Consider the following 17,445-nt stretch of genomic DNA (forward strand, 5'->3'; position numbering starts at 1 on the left):
CATCCGGGCCGCACCCGCCCGACCGCCGAACCGTCCCAGCCGTGGGGAGTCCGCACCCATGCGCAAGCCGCACGTCCTCCTCCTGAGCCTCCTCACCCTGTTCGGCGGGCTGCTCTGCGGCCTGGCGCCCGTGCCCGCGTACGCCGCCGACAACGGCAGCTGGTCCGTCTACCCCGTCGCCTCCGAGATCGCCGCCCGGCCCTACTTCTACCTCTCCGCCGACCCCGGCCAGACGATCACCGACAAGGTCGCCCTCGCCAACAAGACCGGCGCGCCGCTCACCTTCCGCCTGTACGCGGCCGACGCCTACAACACCGCCCGCGACGGCGGCTTCGCCGTACGCACCCTCGGCGAACGGATGCGGGGCGTCGGCACCTGGGCCAGACTCGCGCAGTCCCGGATCACCGTGCCCGGCCACAGGACGGTCACCGTGCCCTTCACCCTGAGCGTCCCGGACGGCGCCGAACCGGGCGACCACCCCGGCGCGATCGTGGCCCTCGACGAGCGCGTGGCCCAGGGCTCCGGATCCCTCGCCCTCGGAGTGCGGCAGGCCGTGGCCGCCCGTGTCTACCTGCGGGTGAGCGGCCCCACCCTGCCGGCGATCGCCGTCGAGAACATGCACGTCACCCATCACCGGCCGCTCGTCCCCGGCCTCGGCGACAGCACCGCGACGATCTCCTACACCCTGCACAACAGCGGCAACGTCACCCTCGACCCGAAGGTGGAACTCCGCGCCCACGGACTGTTCGGCCGTACGCTCCTCGACCGCGACCTGACCCGGATCCCCTCCGAGCTGCTGCCCGGCCAGCGGGTCCGCCTCACCGAGCCCTGGCGGGGTGCCCCGCAGTTCGACCGGGGCGACATCACCCTGACGGCGACCGCCACCGGCACCCATGAAACGGCCAGTACGTCGTTCCTCGCGCTGCCGTGGCTGGTCCTGGCCGTGGTCCTCGCCGCAGGCGCCGTCGCGGCCGCGCTGCTGGTCCGGGCCCGCCGGGGGCGCCGCCCCCGCCGCACCGCACGCGTACGACGCTCCAGGCGACCGGCGGCCACACCCTCCCGCCCGCGCTTCCTGCCGTCCGCGCGACGGTGACGGCGGGCGTCCCCGGCCTCCCGATCCCGGTCCGCCCGGTCCGCGTGGTGCCGACGATCGCCCGCCCGGCCACGGACGGGCGATCCATGCCCGGGGATCAGGGACAATGGGCGGCATGAGCGTTCGCACCCAGTCATCCGAGCAGCCGGCCGAGGCCGTCCACCGTGCCGGCTTCGCCTGCTTCGTGGGCCGGCCCAACGCGGGCAAGTCCACCCTCACGAACGCTCTGGTCGGGCAGAAGGTGGCGATCACCTCGAACCGGCCACAGACGACCCGGCACACCGTCCGTGGCATCGTGCACCGCCCCGACGCCCAGCTGATCCTGGTGGACACCCCCGGACTGCACAAGCCGCGCACGCTCCTCGGCGAGCGGCTCAACGACGTGGTCCGCACCACGTGGGCCGAGGTCGACGTGATCGGCTTCTGCCTGCCCGCCGACCAGAAGATCGGCCCGGGCGACCGGTTCATCGCGAAGGAACTCGCGGGCATCCGAAAGACCCCCAAGGTCGCGATCGTCACGAAGACGGACCTCGTGGACTCCAAGGCCCTCGCCGAGCAGCTGATCGCCATCGACCAGCTGGGCAAGGAGCTGGGCTTCGAGTGGACGGAGATCGTCCCGGTGTCGGCGGTCGGCGACAAGCAGGTGAGCCTGCTGGCCGACCTGCTGATCCCGCTCCTGCCGGAGAGCCCCCCTCTCTACCCCGAGGGTGACCTGACGGACGAGCCCGAGCAGGTCATGGTGGCCGAGCTGATCCGCGAAGCCGCCCTCGAGGGCGTCCGCGACGAGCTGCCGCACTCCATCGCCGTGGTGGTGGAGGAGATGATCCCGCGCGAGGACCGTCCCGCGGACCGCCCCCTGCTCGACATCCACGCCAACCTCTACATCGAGCGCTCCAGCCAGAAGGGGATCATCATCGGCCCCAAGGGCCAGCGCCTGAAGGAGGTCGGCATGAAGTCCCGCAAGCACATCGAGGCCCTCCTCGGCACGCCGGTCTTCCTGGACCTGCACGTGAAGGTGGCCAAGGACTGGCAGCGGGACCCGAAGCAGCTGCGGCGGCTGGGGTTCTAGGACACGCTCTAGGCTGCCCGCATGGGCTTTCTCGACAGAATCACCGGCACCAAGTACCCCGCCGACGGCGCGACTTCGCTGCCCGCCACGGAGGTCCGGGCCGCGCTCCTCACGCTCGGCGGTCCGGACGTGCCGTGGAACGTGCGCAACGCCACCGCCAAGGAAGGCGGGGATCTGGTGGCGGTGTGGGAGATACCCGAGCTGGGACTGACCCTCAAGACGCAGATGCGTCTCGACTCGGCCAGGCGCGAGGTGCGTTCGCTCGACGAGATGTGGAGCAGGCGGGGAGGTCGGCGCGAGTACAACCGGGGCCAGGTGAACGAGATGTGGCGCCACGGACAGCGGAGTTTCCGGTCCGCGGACATGAAGGGCCCGCTGCGGGACGCGGTGCTCGGCGCGGGATGGACGTGGCGCGGAGCCATGTTCAGGCTCTGACCGCGTGCCGGCCGCGGTCTCCCGTGGTTGTCCGAGAACCGCGACCAGCACACACCGGCGTTCAGGTCAGTCCCAGAGGGAGATCGCGAGGATCAGGGCGGCGACCGGGAGCAGCAGCCACGGCTCGGCCAGGACCGTGAGCCCGGTGAAGACCAGGGCGAAGTACGCCAGTGCCTTGGCGGTACGCCGGCGGGCCTTGCCCTTCTTCGTGCCCTTGCCCTTCTTCGCGTCGGCCTTGTTCTTCTTCGGCTCCTTGTCGTGCGGCGCCTTCTCGAGGAGGGCGGTGAAGGTGGCGGTTTCGGTGTGCGTCCCGGTGTTCGTCATGGCCTCAGCTTCGTCGCGGGAGCACCGCCCTCGCGTCGGTGAAGCCCGCCTATATAGGCGATGACCACCGACGCGTACGTAGTGCCCGCGCGGCGAAGGTTGGTCCGTGAAGACAGCCATGGACACGGTCACGAAGACAGTCACGAACACGGTCATGGATTGCGCGGAGATCGTTCTGCGGGTACGGCGCGCGGACGGCCGGTGGTCGGCCAGGACGGTCTGGGTGGTGGTGCTCGACGGCGAGGCCTATGTCCGCTCGGCCTTCGGACAGCGAAGCGCCTGGTACCGCCGGGTCCTGCGGCACGCGGACACGGAGGTGGAAGTGGAAGCGGCCGGAGTTCGGCTGCCCGTCACCCTCCTGTCGGTGAACGCCCCCGAACTCGTCCGACGCGTCTCCACCGCCTACCGGGCCAAGTACGGTCTGCACTGGCCCGGCCCCGCGGAGTCGATGACCGGGCCCGAGGCCGCGGCGACCACCCTGCGGCTGCGGCCTGATCCAAACGACAGGCCCTAACGGATGTCGGGGAGGTCCCGGAGTTGTCTGCGTGAGGTGAGGCCCAGTTTGCGGAAGATGTTGCGCAGGTGTGCGTCGACCGTTCGTGGGCTGAGGAACAGTTTCGCCGCCACCTCCTTGGAGGTGGCGCCTTCGGCGACCAGGCGGGCGATGTGCACCTCCTGCATCGTCAGCTGGTCGGACGCCTTCGACGTGCGACTGCGGGCCTGCTCGCCCGTGGCACGCAACTCGCCCGCGGCACGCTCGGCGAACGCCTCCACACCGAGGTCGGACAGCGGCTCGTGCGCCAGGCGGAGCGCCGAGCGGGCGTCCCGCCGTCGGCCCTGGCGGCGCAGCCACTCCCCGTACAGCAGATGGGCCCGGGCGCGGTGGACGACCAGTGGGCTGTCGTCGAGAAGGCTGATCGCCTCCTGGTAGGCGGACTCGTCCTCGGTCACCAGCGCCCGCGCACAGGCCTCGACGCCCAGGCCCCACGCCTGGCCGCCCGCCCGGGTGCGCTCCTGGAAGGACGCGAGGGCCGCGGCGGCGACTTCGGTCTCGCCGCACCGCATGGCCGCCTCGACCAGCTCGGGCAGGGCCAGGCCCGCCGTGCCGACGGCGCCGTACTCGACCGCCTGCTTCGCCGCCTTGAGCGCCGCCGGATAGTCGGCCAGGCCGTTGCTGAGCACGGCCGTCGCCCACTGCACGCTGAGGCTCATCCGGTGATCCACCGACGCGAACAGCTCGACGGCGTCCTTGCGCCGCCCGCGCAGCGCGGCCAGGTGGAGACGTGGGTAGACCAGCGGTGCCGCGCCGGTGGCGTCGGCGATCGCCTCCTCCTCGGAGATCAGCTCCATCGCGGCACCGAAGTCGCCCGTGTGCACGGTCGCGGTGGCCTGCATGGCCAGCCCGATGGGCAGCGCGTGGAAGGAGCCCGACTCGCGGCCGGCCGCCACGGCACGGGTGGCGATGCCGTACATGGCGTCGTAGTTCCACAGCTCGGTGGCCACCATGAAGCCCAGTGACGGCCGCCTGGCCCACACCTCGTCGTCGGGGTCGCCGACGACCGGCCCGAGGATCTCGCCCACCGCCGGATACTTGTCGCCGACCAGGCTGATCAGGCCGGTCAGTACCGCCGCCGAACCGGTTGCCGGACCACCTGCGGGCGGGGTGCTCCTGACCGCCTCCACCACGTGGTCGAGGCCGCCGAGCAGCAGGCCCATCTCGATGGCGTCCAGATAGCACTCCCGTGCCCAGGCGGGATCGGTGGCCGCCAGCCGGGCGGCGGCCCGCAGGAGGTACGCGGTGGGCGCCTCGTCCCCCCGGCGGCGGACGAACGACAGCCTGCCGCGGAGCAGGTCGGCCCTGGCGGCCTGGCCGGGATCGTCGGTGCGGACGGTGGTGAGCAGGTCGGCCGCCGCCTCGAAGGCGCCCACCGAGAGCTTGGCCTGGACCGCGGCGAGCACCCGCTCGGCGCGCTGGACCGGGCTGACCGTGAGCGCGGCCGAGCGTTCGAGGAAGGCCGCCGCCGCCGCGACACCGCCACGTTCCTGGGCGCGGGTGGCGGAGGCCTCGAGCTCGGCGGCGACCTGCTCGTCGGGCCCGGCACTGGCCTGGGCGCGGTGCCAGGCCCGCCGGTCGGGGTCGGCGACCGGGTCGGTCACGGCGGCCAGCGCCTCGTGCGCCCCGCGCCGTTCCTCCGGTGTCGCGGCGCGGTAGGCGGCCGAGCGGGCGAGGGGGTGACTGAACCGGATCCGGGCGCCGAACTCGACCAGCGGGACGGACTCCGCGGCGGCGGCCGCGTCGATGCCCAGGAGTTCGGCCGCCCGCCACAGCAGGCCGGGGTCGCCGATCGGGTCGGCGGCGGCGACGGTCACCAGCATCCGGGCCGCCGGTGGCAGGAGTTCCAGCCGGGACCGGAAGCTCTGCTCGATCACGCCGGGTACCGACTCGGGCTGCGCGAATCCGCCCGCCATCCCGGCGAGTCCGGCGGTCCTGGGCAGCTCCACGAGGGCGAGGGGGTTGCCACGCGCCTCGGCCAGGATGCGGTCGCGCACCCGTTCGTCCAACGGGGCGCGGAGCGCCGCGGCCAGCAGAGCCCGGGCATCCGCCTCGCCAAGGCCCTGAAGCGAATGGCTGGGCAGTTCCTCCAGCTCGGGCAGGCGGCTCGGCTCGCGCGCCGCGAACACGAGGGCGATCGACTCGGCCGAGATGCGGCGGGCCAGGAAGGCGAGCGCCTTGGCCGACGCCTGGTCCAGCCACTGTGCGTCGTCGACGACGCACAGGAGCGGGCGTTCCCCCAGGTTCTCCACCAGGAGGCCCAGCGACGCGACGCCGACCAGGAACGGATCGGGGGTGCCGGTGGCGAGGCCGAAGGCGATCTCCAGCGCCTTGCGGTGCGGCGCGGGCAACGCCGTCAGCCGGCCGGTGACGGGTGCGAGCAACTGGTGCAGCGCGGCGAACGGCAGCTCCATCTCGAACTCCGCGCCGGACGCCCGTATGACGAGGAATCCGGTCGCGGCCGCGTCCAGATGCCGCAGCAGCGCGCTCTTGCCGATGCCCGGTTCACCGCGCAGGACCAGGGCGCCGCCCCGTCCCTCGCGTGCGGCCCGGAGCAGGGAGTCGAGCCGCCGTATCTCGTCCTGACGGCCGATCAGCGCATCCGTGTAGGTCTCGGGCATGCCCGACAATCTATGTGGTCGCGCGCCGCAGGGAAATCAGGTGCACCGGCAGGCCACGACCACGCGCGTGCGGGCCCTCAGGAGCCGAGGGCCCGGGCCCGGTCGCGGAACCACGCGGCCGCCCCCACCAGCACCGCCGCCCCCAGTCCGTACAGGGGCAGCCACAGGGTCGTCGTGGCCGCCAGGCACTCGGCGACGGCCTTGCGGGACTCGCCCCGCTGCGCGAAGGCGAGGGCGGCACCGTCACCTCCGGCCAGGTTCCCGAGAGCGGCCCTCACCTGGAGCGCCTCGTACCTGCCCATCAGCCCGCACTGGCGGCGGGTGCCCGGCATCGGGAACAGCCAAGCCTGGCGTTGCAGCAGGGGTGCGAGTGCGATCGCCACGCACAGGCCGACGACCAGGGCGTACGCGATCAGTCCGCGCAGGTACGCCGAGCGGATGTCCGGCGTCCACTCCGCCCGCCGCTGGAAGGCGACCATCACCGCGAGGAGCGTCACCCCGATGAACGTGGCGAACCACTGCCACGAGCCCTGGGCGAGCGCGAACGTCAGCACCGCGGCGAGCCCGATGCCGATGACACCGGGGGCGGGAGCGGCCTCGCCCGCCGCGACGGATGCCGGCCTCGGGGGGACTCGGGGGCTGGGCTCGCTCACGGGGTTCTCCTGTGGGGGAGGTACCAGCATCCGCCGCCGGGGCGTCGCGGCCCCGGGCACCATGCCGTGCGTGCCCGGCGCCTCGCCCGGATGGCCCGCATCCGGGCGGCCCCCGGGTCAGCCCCGGGCCGGGCCTGGTCGACCCCCCGTATCCGCCCCACCAGTCCCGCCCCCGCCAGCCCGATCGCCGCCGCGGTCAGGTACAGCACCCGGTAGCCGCCGAGGTACGTCACGAGCGGTGCGGCGAGGGCGGGAGCCGCCACCTGGGGCAGGGCGTTGGCCACGTTGATGACGCCGAGGTCCTTGCCCCGGTTCAGGGCGGTCGGCAGGACGTCCGTCATCAGCGCGAAGTCGACCGAGGTGAACACCCCGAAGCCGATGCCCAGGACCGCCGACGCGACGACCGCGCCCGGCCAGGTCTGCCAGCCCGACAGCAGTGCCGTCGCGATCGCCATCAGCGCCCCGGACCAGATCACGAACGGTTTGCGCCGGCCCGACCGGTCCGACCAGCGGCCGCCGGCCACGACCGTGCACAGCAGCGCCAGAGCGTTCACCGCCGTGAGGATCAGGACGCCCTTGTCGGGGTCGGGGTATCCGATGCCGTCCCGCAGGTAGTAGAAGAGGTAGAGCAGGACCAGGGAGTTGCTCAGGTTGATCAGGAAGCGGGTCAGCCATGCCCAGCCGAGGTCGGGGTAGCGGCGCGGGCTCAGCCAGAAGCCCGCGAGGAAGGCCCGCAGGTCCCGGGTCGGCCGGTCCTCCGCCGCGAGCCGCAGGTCCTTGTGGCACACGACGTACGGCAGCACGCCCAGCACCGTGGACACCGCGCACGCGGCATACCCTGCCCCGGTCCCGCCCGCCGCCGTGGCGAGGCCCGTTCCGCCGACCACGCCGAGGATCTGCGCCGCCCCGAGCCAGCCGCCCACCGCGCCCCGCTGAAGTCGCGGCACACGGTCCGGTACCGCCGCCGTGACCGCGGCGAACGCCGCGTTCAGCGTCAGCTGCACCAGGCACCAGCCCACCACCATCGTCCACAGCCCGCCCGCGCCCGCGAGCAGCACCAGCGACAACGCGCCGCCCGCCGCCCCGGCCACGATCCACGGAGTACGGCGCCCACGGCGCGAGGTCGTGCGGTCGGACAACGCCCCGAAGACCGGATTGGCGACCAGCGACACGGCCGCCCCCGCCCCCGTGACCCAGGCCAGCACCGCCTCCTTCGACATGCCGACCCCGGGCGCGAACCGCTCCGCCTGACCGGCGAGCAGGATCTGCAACGGCCCGAACCACCCAACCCAGATGGCCCCGTTGGCGAGCGAGAGCGCTGCCGTCCAGCCCCGGCCGACGGGCTGGAGGGGTTCCGCGAGCGCCGCCGGAGCCGGACGGGCGCCCGTCATCGTCCCGACGCCCGCTGCCCCTGCGCGCGCAGCAGTTCCCGGAACCAGTGGTAGGAGGACTTCGGGGTGCGTGTCTGTGTCTCGTAGTCCACGTGGACGAGGCCGAACCGGCGCGCGTATCCCTCCGCCCACTCGAAGTTGTCGAGCAGCGACCAGACGAAGTAGCCGCGCACGTCCACGCCCGCCTCCGACGCCCGGTGCAGGGCGCGGATGTGGGTGTCCAGGTAGGTGATGCGGTCCTGGTCGTCGAGGCCCTCGTAGGAGCAGCCGTTCTCGGTGATGACGACCGGCGGGAGCCGGTCGCCGTAGCGGTCGTGGAAGGCGGTGAGCAGTTCGGTCAGGGCCTCGGGTACCACCGGCCAGCCGAAGTCGGTCACCGGACGGCCCTCGATCTCGCGGAGCGAGAAGGGGAGTTCGGCGGGGATGGGGACGCCGCCGAACTCGGTACCGGTGTCCTGGGGGGCGCCCACCTTGTTGGGGGCGTAGTAGTTGACGCCGTACCAGTCGACCGGTTCGGCGATGACCTTCAGGTCCGACTGGACGTCCCCCGGCATCAACTCGGCCATGCCGTCCGGGTACTCGCCGAGGATGACCGGGTCGGCGAAGAGGCGGTTGAGCAGGAGGTCGTAGAAGTCCGCGGCCTCCACGTCGGCCGGTTCGCCCGATGCGGGCCAGGTCGGGCCGTGGGAGTTGGCGATCCCGATGTCCCCGGCACCGGCGGCGCGCAGCGCCCGTACCGCCAGTCCGTGCGCGAGGAGCTGGTGGTGGGCCACCGGTAGCGCGTCGAAGAGGAGTTCCCTGCCCGGGGCGTGGTGGCCGAGGGCGTGCCCCAGCAGGGTGTGTTCGGCGGGCTCGTTGAGGGTGATCCACTTGCCGACGCGGTCACCGAGCCGGGCGGCGACCACCGCGACATGGTCGGCGAACCGGGCCGCCGTGTCCCGGTCCAGCCAGTCCAGCGCGACCGGGAGGTCCCAGTGGAAGAGCGTGGGCGCGGGGCGTACACCCGCCGCGCACAGCTCGTCCACCAGGCGGTCGTAGAAGTCGAGTCCGCCCGGGGAGTTCACCCGGGGCCAGGAGATCGAGAAGCGGTACGCGTCCACACCCAGGTCCGCCAGGAGCGCCACGTCCTCGCGGTAGCGGTGGTAGTGGTCGCAGGCCACCGCGGCCGTCGAGCCGTCCTTCACCCGTCCCGGCCGCGCGGTGAACGCGTCCCACACCGACGGTTCGCGCTCGTCCGCCGCCCCCTCGATCTGGTGGGCGGAGGTCGACACACCCCACAGGAAGCCGGCCGGGAACTGGGGTATCGGGTTCGTCGCCATGGGGCGGATCATCCGCAGTGCCCATGGCTCAAGTCAACGACCTTGACCAGAAAGGCAGTTGAAGGGTTCCTGCTGGCTCATGCCCCTTCCTTCAGTACCCGGGTGATCAGACTGCGCTGCTCGTCCGTCAGCCGGGGATCCGCCGCGTACACGGTCGTCCCGTCCACCGTGATCCGGTAGCTGAAACCGTCCGGGACGACGCTGGGCGGGGAGCCCGGGCCGGCGGCCAGTACCCGCTCGGCCAGGGTCTCCCACTCGGGTGCGTCGGGCCGGCCCGAGGTGTCCACCTCGGCCTGCCGCTCGATGCCCGCGAATCCGCCCGTGCGACTCACCTGAATGCGCATGGGACATGTCTAGTACGGAACTAGAGCGTGCGCACCCCGACCTGCTCCCAGGCCTTGGTGACGGCTTCCAGCTCGTCGCCGTCGCCGTAGCGCGCCCGTGCGGCCTTGTGGGTGAGGGTGGCGAAGTCCTCGAACAGCGCGTCCTCCTTCAGGTTGCCGCCGGTCAGCACGTCGTACCAGACCTGCCCCGCCCGCTCCCAGGCGTTGCCGCCGAGGGCCGTGGCGGCCAGGTAGAACGCGTGGTTGGGGATGCCGGAGTTGATGTGCACGCCGCCGTTGTCGCGGCCGGTGCGCACGTAGTCGTCCATCGTCGCGGGCTGCGGGTCCTTGCCGAGGACGTCGTCGTCGTACGCCGTGCCCGGGGCCTTCATGGAGCGCAGCGCGGTGCCGGTGACGGACGGCGCGAGCAGGCCCGCGCCGATCAGCCAGTCGGCCTCGTCGGCGGTCTGGCCCAGTGAGTACTGCTTGATCAGCGAGCCGAAGACGTCGGAGAGCGACTCGTTGAGCGCGCCGGACTGCCCGAAGTAGGCCAGGTTGGCGGTGTACTGGGTGACGCCGTGGGTCAGCTCGTGGCCGATGACGTCGATCGGGAGGGTGAAGTCGAGGAAGATCTCCCCGTCTCCGTCGCCGAACACCATCTGCTCGCCGTTCCAGAAGGCGTTGTTGTAGTCCCGGTCGTAGTGGACCGTGGCGTCGAGCGGCAGGCCGGCGCCGTCGATGGAGTCGCGGCCGTAGGCCTTCAGATAGAGGTCGAAGGTGGCGCCGAGTCCGTCGTAGGCGCGGTTGACGGTGGCGTCCCCGCTCGTGTCGGCGCCTTCCTCGCGGACGTTGTCGCCGGGCAGGTCGGTGTTGTGGCGGGCGTCGTAGATGGTGCGGTGCGGCTTTCCGGCCTCGGCGGTGGCGGGCGGGGCGACGGCCGGGGCGCCGACGACCGTGGTCAGCCGGCGGCGGGTGCGCTCCAGGGCGTCGCGCTCCAGGGTGCGGCGGGCGTACCGGGCGAGCGCGGGGTCCTCGTTCCGGGCGAGCTTGTCGAGGACGTGTGGTGGCACGATCGTGCAGAAAACGGGCTTGAAGCCCCCGTTGGTGGTCATGTCCGGCACCATTGCACTGAGTCATGAAACTGTCACTAGCCGCAACCATGATTGGTGAAATACGGGGACAAGGGACCCCTGGTTCGTGACGGAGTGGTATGGCACACACTTTGTCCCGTTTTGGTTACTTCGTTCTCTGGGTTCCGCATACTGATACAGGCCCGCGCACCCGGCGCGGCTCGGCTAGGCTGCGGAGCATCATGCGTTTCGGGCTGCTTCTTCTTAGCTGCCGCGGCGAGGGCCTGTAGTCAGAAGGCCGACCCCCTCCCCGCGGAGCTTGACGTTGCGTCGTCGGCCGTCCCAGTCCTTCAGGATGTGCAGCACATCCGGACTTCCGGACCTCCAGAGGAGCCCACGCGATCATGGCGAACCGCCAGCAGCCCAGTTCCATGCCGATCCACAAGTACGGCCGCTACGAGCAGGTCGACATCCCGGACCGCACCTGGCCGGGCCGGCGGATCACCGCCGCCCCGCGCTGGCTCTCCACCGACCTGCGTGACGGCAACCAGTCACTGATCGACCCCATGTCGCCCGAGCGCAAGCGCCGGATGTTCGACCAGCTGGTCAGGCTGGGCTACAAGGAGATCGAGGTCGGCTTCCCCGCCTCCGGCCAGACCGACTTCGACTTCGTGCGCTCGATCATCGAGGAAGAGGGCGCGATCCCGGACGACGTCACCATCTCCGTGCTGACCCAGGCCCGCGAGGACCTGATCGAGCGGACGGTGGAGTCGCTGAAGGGCGCCAGGCGGGCGACCGTCCACCTGTACAACGCCACCGCCCCGGTCTTCCGCCGGGTCGTCTTCCGCGGCTCCAAGGACGAGATCAAGCAGATCGCCGTGGACGGCACCCGGCTGGTCGTGGAGTACGCCGAGAAGCTGCTGGGCCCGGAGACCGAGTTCGGCTACCAGTACAGCCCCGAGATCTTCACCGACACCGAGCTGGACTTCGCGCTGGAGGTCTGTGAGGCGGTGATGGACGTCTACCAGCCCGGCCCGGGCCGCGAGATCATCCTGAACCTGCCCGCCACGGTCGAGCGCTCCACCCCCTCCACGCACGCGGACCGCTTCGAGTGGATGCACCGCAACCTGTCCCGCCGCGAGCACGTCGTCCTGTCCGTGCACCCGCACAACGACCGCGGTACGGCCGTCGCCGCCGCCGAGCTGGCCCTGATGGCCGGCGCCGACCGCATCGAGGGCTGCCTGTTCGGGCAGGGCGAGCGCACCGGCAACGTCGACCTGGTCACCCTGGGCATGAACCTGTTCTCCCAGGGCGTCGACCCGCAGATCGACTTCTCCGACATCGACGAGATCCGTCGTACGTGGGAGTACTGCAACCAGATGGAGGTCCACCCGCGCCACCCGTACGTGGGCGACCTGGTCTACACGTCCTTCTCCGGCTCCCACCAGGACGCCATCAAGAAGGGCTTCGACGCCATGGAGGCCGAGGCGCGGGCCAAGGGTGTCACCGTCGACGACATCGAGTGGGCGGTCCCGTACCTGCCGATCGACCCGAAGGACGTCGGCCGCTCCTACGAGGCGGTCATCCGCGTCAACTCGCAGTCCGGCAAGGGCGGTGTCGCGTACGTCCTGAAGAACGACCACAAGCTGGAACTGCCCCGCCGGATGCAGATCGAGTTCTCGAAGATCATCCAGGCGAAGACCGATGCCGAGGGCGGCGAGGTCACCCCGAGGGACATCTGGGCGGTCTTCCAGGACGAGTACCTGCCGAACCCGGACAACCCGTGGGGCCGCATCCAGGTCCGCACCGGCCAGTCGAACACCGACACCGACGGCGTGGACACCCTCACGGTGGAGGCCACGGTGGACGGCGAGGACACCGTGCTGACCGGTACCGGCAACGGTCCGATCTCGGCCTTCTTCGACGCGCTGGAGTCCGTCGGCGTGGACGTACGCCTGCTCGACTACCAGGAGCACACGATGAGCGAGGGCGCCTCCGCGCAGGCCGCCTCGTACATCGAGTGCGCGATCGGCGACAAGGTGCTGTGGGGCATCGGCATCGACGCGAACACCACGCGCGCGTCGCTGAAGGCGGTCGTGTCCGCCGTCAACCGTGCGAGCCGCTGACCTCCTCACCGGAACGAGTGTTCAGGACCCCGGCCGCTTGTACGACTTGTACGGCGGCCGGGGTTCCGTGCGTTCCGGGGTGACGGTTATTCCCGGACGTGAGTCCGGCGTGCGGCGGCCGGGCCCGGGCGGCGTCAGGCCTGCTCGCGGCCGCTCCGGCGGACGAAAGGGTGTGTGATTCTCGGCCACACCGCCCCCGAGGTCACGGAGAGGTCTCGTCCGGGGTACTGACTTCGCCTCCGCAATGTGGCTAACATCACGGCCACGCGGCGACGCTGCCGCGGCGCGAGGAGGTGCGACGTGCTGCCAGTACGGGGACGAGACGGCCGTGTCACCAGGCCTGTGCGCATCGCCGGTACCCGTGTCGCCTGGACGCCCATCGGGGACGGCGAGTTCTTCTGCTCCGGCTGCGGAGGCGACCGCAACTACCAGCGGCTCACCGGCCGCCGCCGCTTCACCCTCCTGGGCGTGCCCGTGCTGCCGCGCGGGACGGCCGGCCCGGTCGTGGAGTGCGCGGCCTGCCGCCGCCACTTCGGCACCGACGCTCTCGACCATCCGACCACCTCGCGCTTCTCCGCGATGCTCCGCGACGCCGTGCACACCACCGCCCTGGCCGTGCTCGCCGCCGACGGCACCTGTGCCCGGGCCGCCCTGGAGGCGGCCGCGGGCGCGGTACGCGCCGCGGGCTTCGAGGACTGCGCGGAGGATCAGCTCCGCGCGCTCGTCGAGGCCCTGGCCGCCGACACCGGCCGCCTCTTCGACGAGCCGTGCGGTCCGAGCCTCGCCATAGAACTCCACGAGTCCCTCGACCCGCTGGCCCCCCACCTCGCCCCGGCGGGCCGCGAGTCCCTCCTGCTCCAGGCCGCCCGCATCGCCCTGGCCGACGGCGCCTACACCCCCGCCGAACGCGACGTCCTGACCACCATCGGCACCGCCCTCACCATCCGGGCGGAGGACGTCGGCCGTCTGCTGGCCGCGGCCCGTACGCCGTCCTGAGGGGCGTCCACGACGTCCCGCGGTGGGAATCAGTCATATTCGCCTGGAACTCACTTTCGGTATTCGTCCCCGCTTTGTCGCCGGTCGTTTCGGGTATAGGGCGAGGGGAGCTGCCGACGTGGCAGACGCGGGGGGAAGGGGAATGATTGCGTCCGCGTTCAACCTGACATGATCGAATTCCGAGGCCGTCCCGCCGTGATCGATCAAATCCGCTGATCCTGGCGCGTCATGGCTTTCAAAAGGGCGTAACTCGGCCATGCCGCCCTGCTAGCCTCGGTGTCTCGATCACGCAAGGGGAGGTAGATCATGACATGGGCCGAAGCGGTGCGAACCCTTCCCGGTTTCTCACGCGTCGAAGAGCTGGCAGAACTGGGCAGAGGCGACCCGGATACGGACCTCACACAACTTCTTGATTTCCTCGGCCGTATGGACGAGCTGAAACACGTCCAGCGGCAGAATCCGGTTTCCAATGGCTCGCGCCGTGAGAACACCGCCGAGCATTCCTGGCACGTCGCCCTGGCCTGCCTGCTCTTCACCCGTTATTCCGCCGAGCCGATCGACCCGATGCGCTGCGTGGGTCTCGCCGTCGTGCACGACATGGTGGAGGTGGTCGCCGGTGACACGTTCGTCTACGGCCCCGCCGCCTCGGGCCGCCGCCGGCGCGAGGAGCGTGCCATCGGCGTCCTGCTGAGCCCGCTGCCCGGACAGGAGCGCGAGGCGCTGGAGCGGGGCTGGCGCGAGTACGAGTTCACCGAGACCCCCGAGGGCAAGTACGTCATGGCCCTGGACGTCCTGCTGCCGATCTTCATGAACCTGCTGGCCGGGGAGAAGTCCTCCTGGCGCCGCCACGGGGTGGCCGCGGCGGCCGTACGGCACCGGGTGGAGGGCGTCGAGGGTGCCATTCCGGCACTGGCCAAAGTCGCGTACGACGCCATCGACAAGGGAATCGAGAGAGGCCTGCTCAAGTCGGCCTGACGGTCGGCCGGAGGGAACATCCGGGGGAAGTCCGGGGGACAAGGGGGGAACATGCTGAGTGCGCTGCTTCCCACGGGGACGGCGATTCTCGGACTGGTGGCGGGACTGCTCGCGCCCATGATCAGCAGTCTGCTCGACGGACGGAAACGCCGCGGCGAGCACCAGCGTGTGCAGTGCGACGAAATACTGACCCTTTTCCAGGGGGTCGATGTCGTACGCTCTTTGACCGAGCCGAGCAGCATAGTCAGACGGAGCCTCCTGCTACGGGCGGCCCGTATTCAGGACGGCCGGGCCAGACAGGCCTGCAATGATCTCGTGGAATACGCGGTCGGCGCGAATTGGCAGGAGGCCGAACTCCTGAGCCGATGGAGCGTGATGATTCACGAAGTGGCCCGGGTGTACCGCTCGACAACCTGATATCTGACTCACCGGGGGGTGGTGGCACATGCCATCAGGGAGACAAGCCGACCAGGCACTGGCGGCCCGAGGGCTGATCCGGCACGGTTCCGCACCGGGCCCCGGCACGGGCGTCGCGCAGAACGCGGGGGCGGTGAGCATGACCGCCGCGTCACTCCAGAGCGAACTCGGCCAGGCGCTGCGCGAGGCCTCCGAGGTCACGGTGTGCGGAGTGGCCTCACGCGAGTTCATCACCGCGATCCAGGCGGTGGCGTCCAGCGTCCAGGGCACCCCCACCGAACTGCCGTGGGACCTCTTCCGCTATGTGACACCGGCGCCCACGCTCATCCTCGCCAACCGCTGGAACGTCCGCCTCGGACCGGTGGTGCAGCAGTGGCAGTCGGCGGTCACAGCGCTGCGCAACTCGGTGCAGCAGTGGACCCGCCCCGAACCGGAGACCGCGGACAAGGGATTCCACCTGCTCTCCATGGACCTGCTCTACCTCCAGATGTCGGTCCTGGTGAAACAGCGGGAGACCGGCCGGCAGCGGGTGTGGGCCGCCATCGGGCCGCCCACCGGCACGGGGGTCGAGCAGTACGTGTCCTACGAGGAGGGCGTCCCGGAGTTCCAGCAGATCGCCGCGAGCATCACGGAGTGGGCCGCGGGTGCCAGCGACTTCCTGACCCGGCAGGTCGACTGCAACCCGGTCGACCCGGCGGCCGCCACCGTGGGCAACGACCTGCTGGCCTCGGGCGCCGCGGCCACCGACGAGCGGCTGTGGCAGCTGCCGATCCGGGCCCTCGAACCCTACGGAGCGACGGCCCGGCGCCGCACCTGTCTGCCGGTGACTATCTGCGTGGTGCGCTCACTGGCCGGCGGGCATCCGGTCGTCCTGCTGAAACGGCGCAGCCATATGACGGCCAACGACGACTTCGGCAAGCTGTCGCTGCTGAGCGCGCGGGTGCTGGAGGAGGACGTGGCGGTGGCACTGGGCGTGGTGCCCTTCCTGGACCGCGACTCCGCCGCCGCGATCGACGCCATGTGGCTGGAGACCAACTTCCGCAGCCCGGGACTGACCCTGTCGAGAGAGGCGTTCATCCACGCCGGACAGCGCGAACTCTTCTACTCCACCGGCCTCGACATCCCCGAGAACCGGTTCCGGCTGTGCGGCTTCCAGGTGATGGAACGCGAGAACACCGACGAACAGCTTTTCTTCTGCGTCTTCGAAGTGGTGCTCTACCGACGCGACCCCGACGAACTCGGCCTCGCGAACCAGTGGGGCGACCCCCGCGTCCTGACACGGGTGGGCGAGTCCGTCCTCTACTCGGGCACGTACGACGGCGAGCTGAACAGGTTGCTCGTGCGCGGCCGCGAGTGGTTGCAGAGCCATGTCTTCAACGAGCCTGTCCCGGTGGTGCCCGATGGACCATGAAGCAGTGGCCGCCTTCGTCTTCCTGCGCGCCGAGCCGCGGCCGCAGGTACTCGTGGGCATAAGAAGGCCCGAGTTCAACGACCGGCATCCGGGGGTGGTCAGTGTCCCCACGATCCGGATCCCGCACGAACTCGCCCTGCAACTGGCGTGCCTGGCCTCCGCCGGTCTGCCCGGCCTCTCGGGACTTCCCGGCCTGCTCGGCGCCGACGGCCGCGGCCGGGGCCACCGCCGGGCCTTCGGGCTGCCGAGGGCGACCACCACGGTCGAAGGGCTGCTGGTCGAGACCGTGCTGGCCAAGAAGCTGCGCATGGGGGACGCCCTGGAGTCCGGCCTGGTCTCGGGTGAGTGCTTCGTGCACTGTGTGCTGCGCGGTGACGTGGAGGACCCGACCGGGCGGGACGGCAGCGTCGAGCCCACCTTCATGGTGGCGCTGGTCGCCCGGATCCACTCCGGCCCCGATGTGTTCCCGGTCAGCACCGCCAGCTACTCGGCACTGTCCTGGGCCGATCCGGAGGAGTTCGTCACGGCCTGGCGCACCCGGGACGGCCAGCGGCTGTTCCCCGACGCCAGCCCGCTGGAGGTGTGCATCAGGGGACTGTGCGTGCAGGCCGCGGTACGGGTCCTGGAGCGGGAGAACGCGGACGTCGCCTGAACACCACCCGCGCCACA

17 protein-coding genes are annotated in these 17,445 nt (G+C 71.1%); 10 read left to right on the plus strand and 7 right to left on the minus strand.

Annotation, left to right across the window (positions count from 1 at the left end):
• Positions 1 to 58: 58 nt before the first annotated feature.
• The 3 genes from ACIPK3_RS02280 to ACIPK3_RS02290 all read left to right on the plus strand — a co-directional run bounded on the left by ACIPK3_RS02280 (position 59) and on the right by ACIPK3_RS02290 (position 2,597).
• Positions 59 to 1,093, plus strand: a complete 1,035-nt coding sequence (locus ACIPK3_RS02280; RefSeq protein WP_402565845.1) for a WxL protein peptidoglycan domain-containing protein — start codon at positions 59 to 61, stop codon at positions 1,091 to 1,093.
• A 106-nt stretch (positions 1,094 to 1,199) separates the two neighbouring features.
• Positions 1,200 to 2,162, plus strand: a complete 963-nt coding sequence (gene era, locus ACIPK3_RS02285; RefSeq protein WP_402565847.1) for a GTPase Era — start codon at positions 1,200 to 1,202, stop codon at positions 2,160 to 2,162.
• Positions 2,163 to 2,183: 21 nt separating this feature from the next.
• On the plus strand, positions 2,184 to 2,597 hold the full coding sequence (locus ACIPK3_RS02290) for a hypothetical protein (RefSeq protein WP_402565849.1): 414 nt from the start codon (positions 2,184 to 2,186) through the stop codon (positions 2,595 to 2,597).
• A 66-nt stretch (positions 2,598 to 2,663) separates the two neighbouring features.
• Here ACIPK3_RS02290 and ACIPK3_RS02295 read toward each other — a convergent pair whose 3' ends face one another.
• Positions 2,664 to 2,921, minus strand: a complete 258-nt coding sequence (locus ACIPK3_RS02295; RefSeq protein WP_402565850.1) for a hypothetical protein — start codon at positions 2,919 to 2,921, stop codon at positions 2,664 to 2,666.
• 106 nt (positions 2,922 to 3,027) lie between these two features.
• Between ACIPK3_RS02295 and ACIPK3_RS02300 the strand changes: the two genes are divergently transcribed.
• The gene (locus ACIPK3_RS02300; RefSeq protein ID WP_402565852.1) at positions 3,028 to 3,435 is read left to right on the plus strand and encodes a DUF2255 family protein; all 408 of its coding nucleotides are present in this window, start codon (positions 3,028 to 3,030) and stop codon (positions 3,433 to 3,435) included.
• Here the strand turns inward: ACIPK3_RS02300 and ACIPK3_RS02305 are convergent.
• The 6 genes from ACIPK3_RS02305 to ACIPK3_RS02330 all read right to left on the minus strand — a co-directional run bounded on the left by ACIPK3_RS02305 (position 3,432) and on the right by ACIPK3_RS02330 (position 10,893).
• Positions 3,432 to 6,095: an ATP-binding protein gene (locus ACIPK3_RS02305; RefSeq protein ID WP_402565854.1), complete on the minus strand. Its 2,664-nt coding sequence runs from the start codon at positions 6,093 to 6,095 to the stop codon at positions 3,432 to 3,434. The genes ACIPK3_RS02300 and ACIPK3_RS02305 overlap by 4 nt on opposite strands.
• 77 nt (positions 6,096 to 6,172) lie before the next feature.
• Entirely contained in the window at positions 6,173 to 6,748 is a 576-nt protein-coding gene (locus tag ACIPK3_RS02310; RefSeq protein ID WP_402565856.1) for a hypothetical protein, read from the minus strand.
• The gene (locus ACIPK3_RS02315) at positions 6,745 to 8,139 is read right to left on the minus strand and encodes an MFS transporter (protein WP_402565858.1); all 1,395 of its coding nucleotides are present in this window, start codon (positions 8,137 to 8,139) and stop codon (positions 6,745 to 6,747) included. Before ACIPK3_RS02315 ends, ACIPK3_RS02310 begins: the two co-directional genes overlap by 4 nt.
• Positions 8,136 to 9,470, minus strand: coding sequence for a GH1 family beta-glucosidase (locus ACIPK3_RS02320; RefSeq protein ID WP_402565859.1), 1,335 nt, complete (start codon positions 9,468 to 9,470; stop codon positions 8,136 to 8,138). The genes ACIPK3_RS02315 and ACIPK3_RS02320 overlap by 4 nt, the downstream gene beginning before the upstream one ends.
• A gap of 65 nt (positions 9,471 to 9,535) precedes the next feature.
• Positions 9,536 to 9,802 (minus strand): protealysin inhibitor emfourin, encoded by a 267-nt coding sequence (locus ACIPK3_RS02325; RefSeq protein WP_402565861.1) that lies wholly within the window; start codon positions 9,800 to 9,802, stop codon positions 9,536 to 9,538.
• A 20-nt stretch (positions 9,803 to 9,822) separates the two neighbouring features.
• Positions 9,823 to 10,893, minus strand: coding sequence for a M4 family metallopeptidase (locus ACIPK3_RS02330; RefSeq protein ID WP_402565863.1), 1,071 nt, complete (start codon positions 10,891 to 10,893; stop codon positions 9,823 to 9,825).
• 362 nt (positions 10,894 to 11,255) lie between these two features.
• Here ACIPK3_RS02330 and leuA point away from each other — a divergent pair, with 362 nt between their 5' ends.
• The 6 genes from leuA to ACIPK3_RS02360 all read left to right on the plus strand — a co-directional run bounded on the left by leuA (position 11,256) and on the right by ACIPK3_RS02360 (position 17,428).
• The gene (gene leuA / locus ACIPK3_RS02335) at positions 11,256 to 12,977 is read left to right on the plus strand and encodes a 2-isopropylmalate synthase (RefSeq protein WP_402565865.1); all 1,722 of its coding nucleotides are present in this window, start codon (positions 11,256 to 11,258) and stop codon (positions 12,975 to 12,977) included.
• A gap of 300 nt (positions 12,978 to 13,277) precedes the next feature.
• Positions 13,278 to 13,973, plus strand: coding sequence for a TerB family tellurite resistance protein (locus ACIPK3_RS02340; protein ID WP_402565867.1), 696 nt, complete (start codon positions 13,278 to 13,280; stop codon positions 13,971 to 13,973).
• A 426-nt stretch (positions 13,974 to 14,399) separates the two neighbouring features.
• Positions 14,400 to 14,948, plus strand: a complete 549-nt coding sequence (locus ACIPK3_RS02345) for an HD domain-containing protein (protein ID WP_402565868.1) — start codon at positions 14,400 to 14,402, stop codon at positions 14,946 to 14,948.
• A 51-nt stretch (positions 14,949 to 14,999) separates the two neighbouring features.
• Positions 15,000 to 15,365 (plus strand): hypothetical protein, encoded by a 366-nt coding sequence (locus ACIPK3_RS02350; protein ID WP_402565870.1) that lies wholly within the window; start codon positions 15,000 to 15,002, stop codon positions 15,363 to 15,365.
• 28 nt (positions 15,366 to 15,393) lie between these two features.
• Complete coding sequence (locus ACIPK3_RS02355) at positions 15,394 to 16,776, plus strand: hypothetical protein (RefSeq protein ID WP_402565872.1); 1,383 nt, start codon at positions 15,394 to 15,396, stop codon at positions 16,774 to 16,776.
• Positions 16,766 to 17,428: a hypothetical protein gene (locus ACIPK3_RS02360; RefSeq protein ID WP_402565873.1), complete on the plus strand. Its 663-nt coding sequence runs from the start codon at positions 16,766 to 16,768 to the stop codon at positions 17,426 to 17,428. The genes ACIPK3_RS02355 and ACIPK3_RS02360 overlap by 11 nt, the downstream gene beginning before the upstream one ends.
• The last annotated feature ends 17 nt before the right edge of the window (positions 17,429 to 17,445 follow it).

The organism is Streptomyces sp. NPDC086787 (genome assembly GCF_044745865.1).
Taxonomy (GTDB): domain Bacteria; phylum Actinomycetota; class Actinomycetes; order Streptomycetales; family Streptomycetaceae; genus Streptomyces.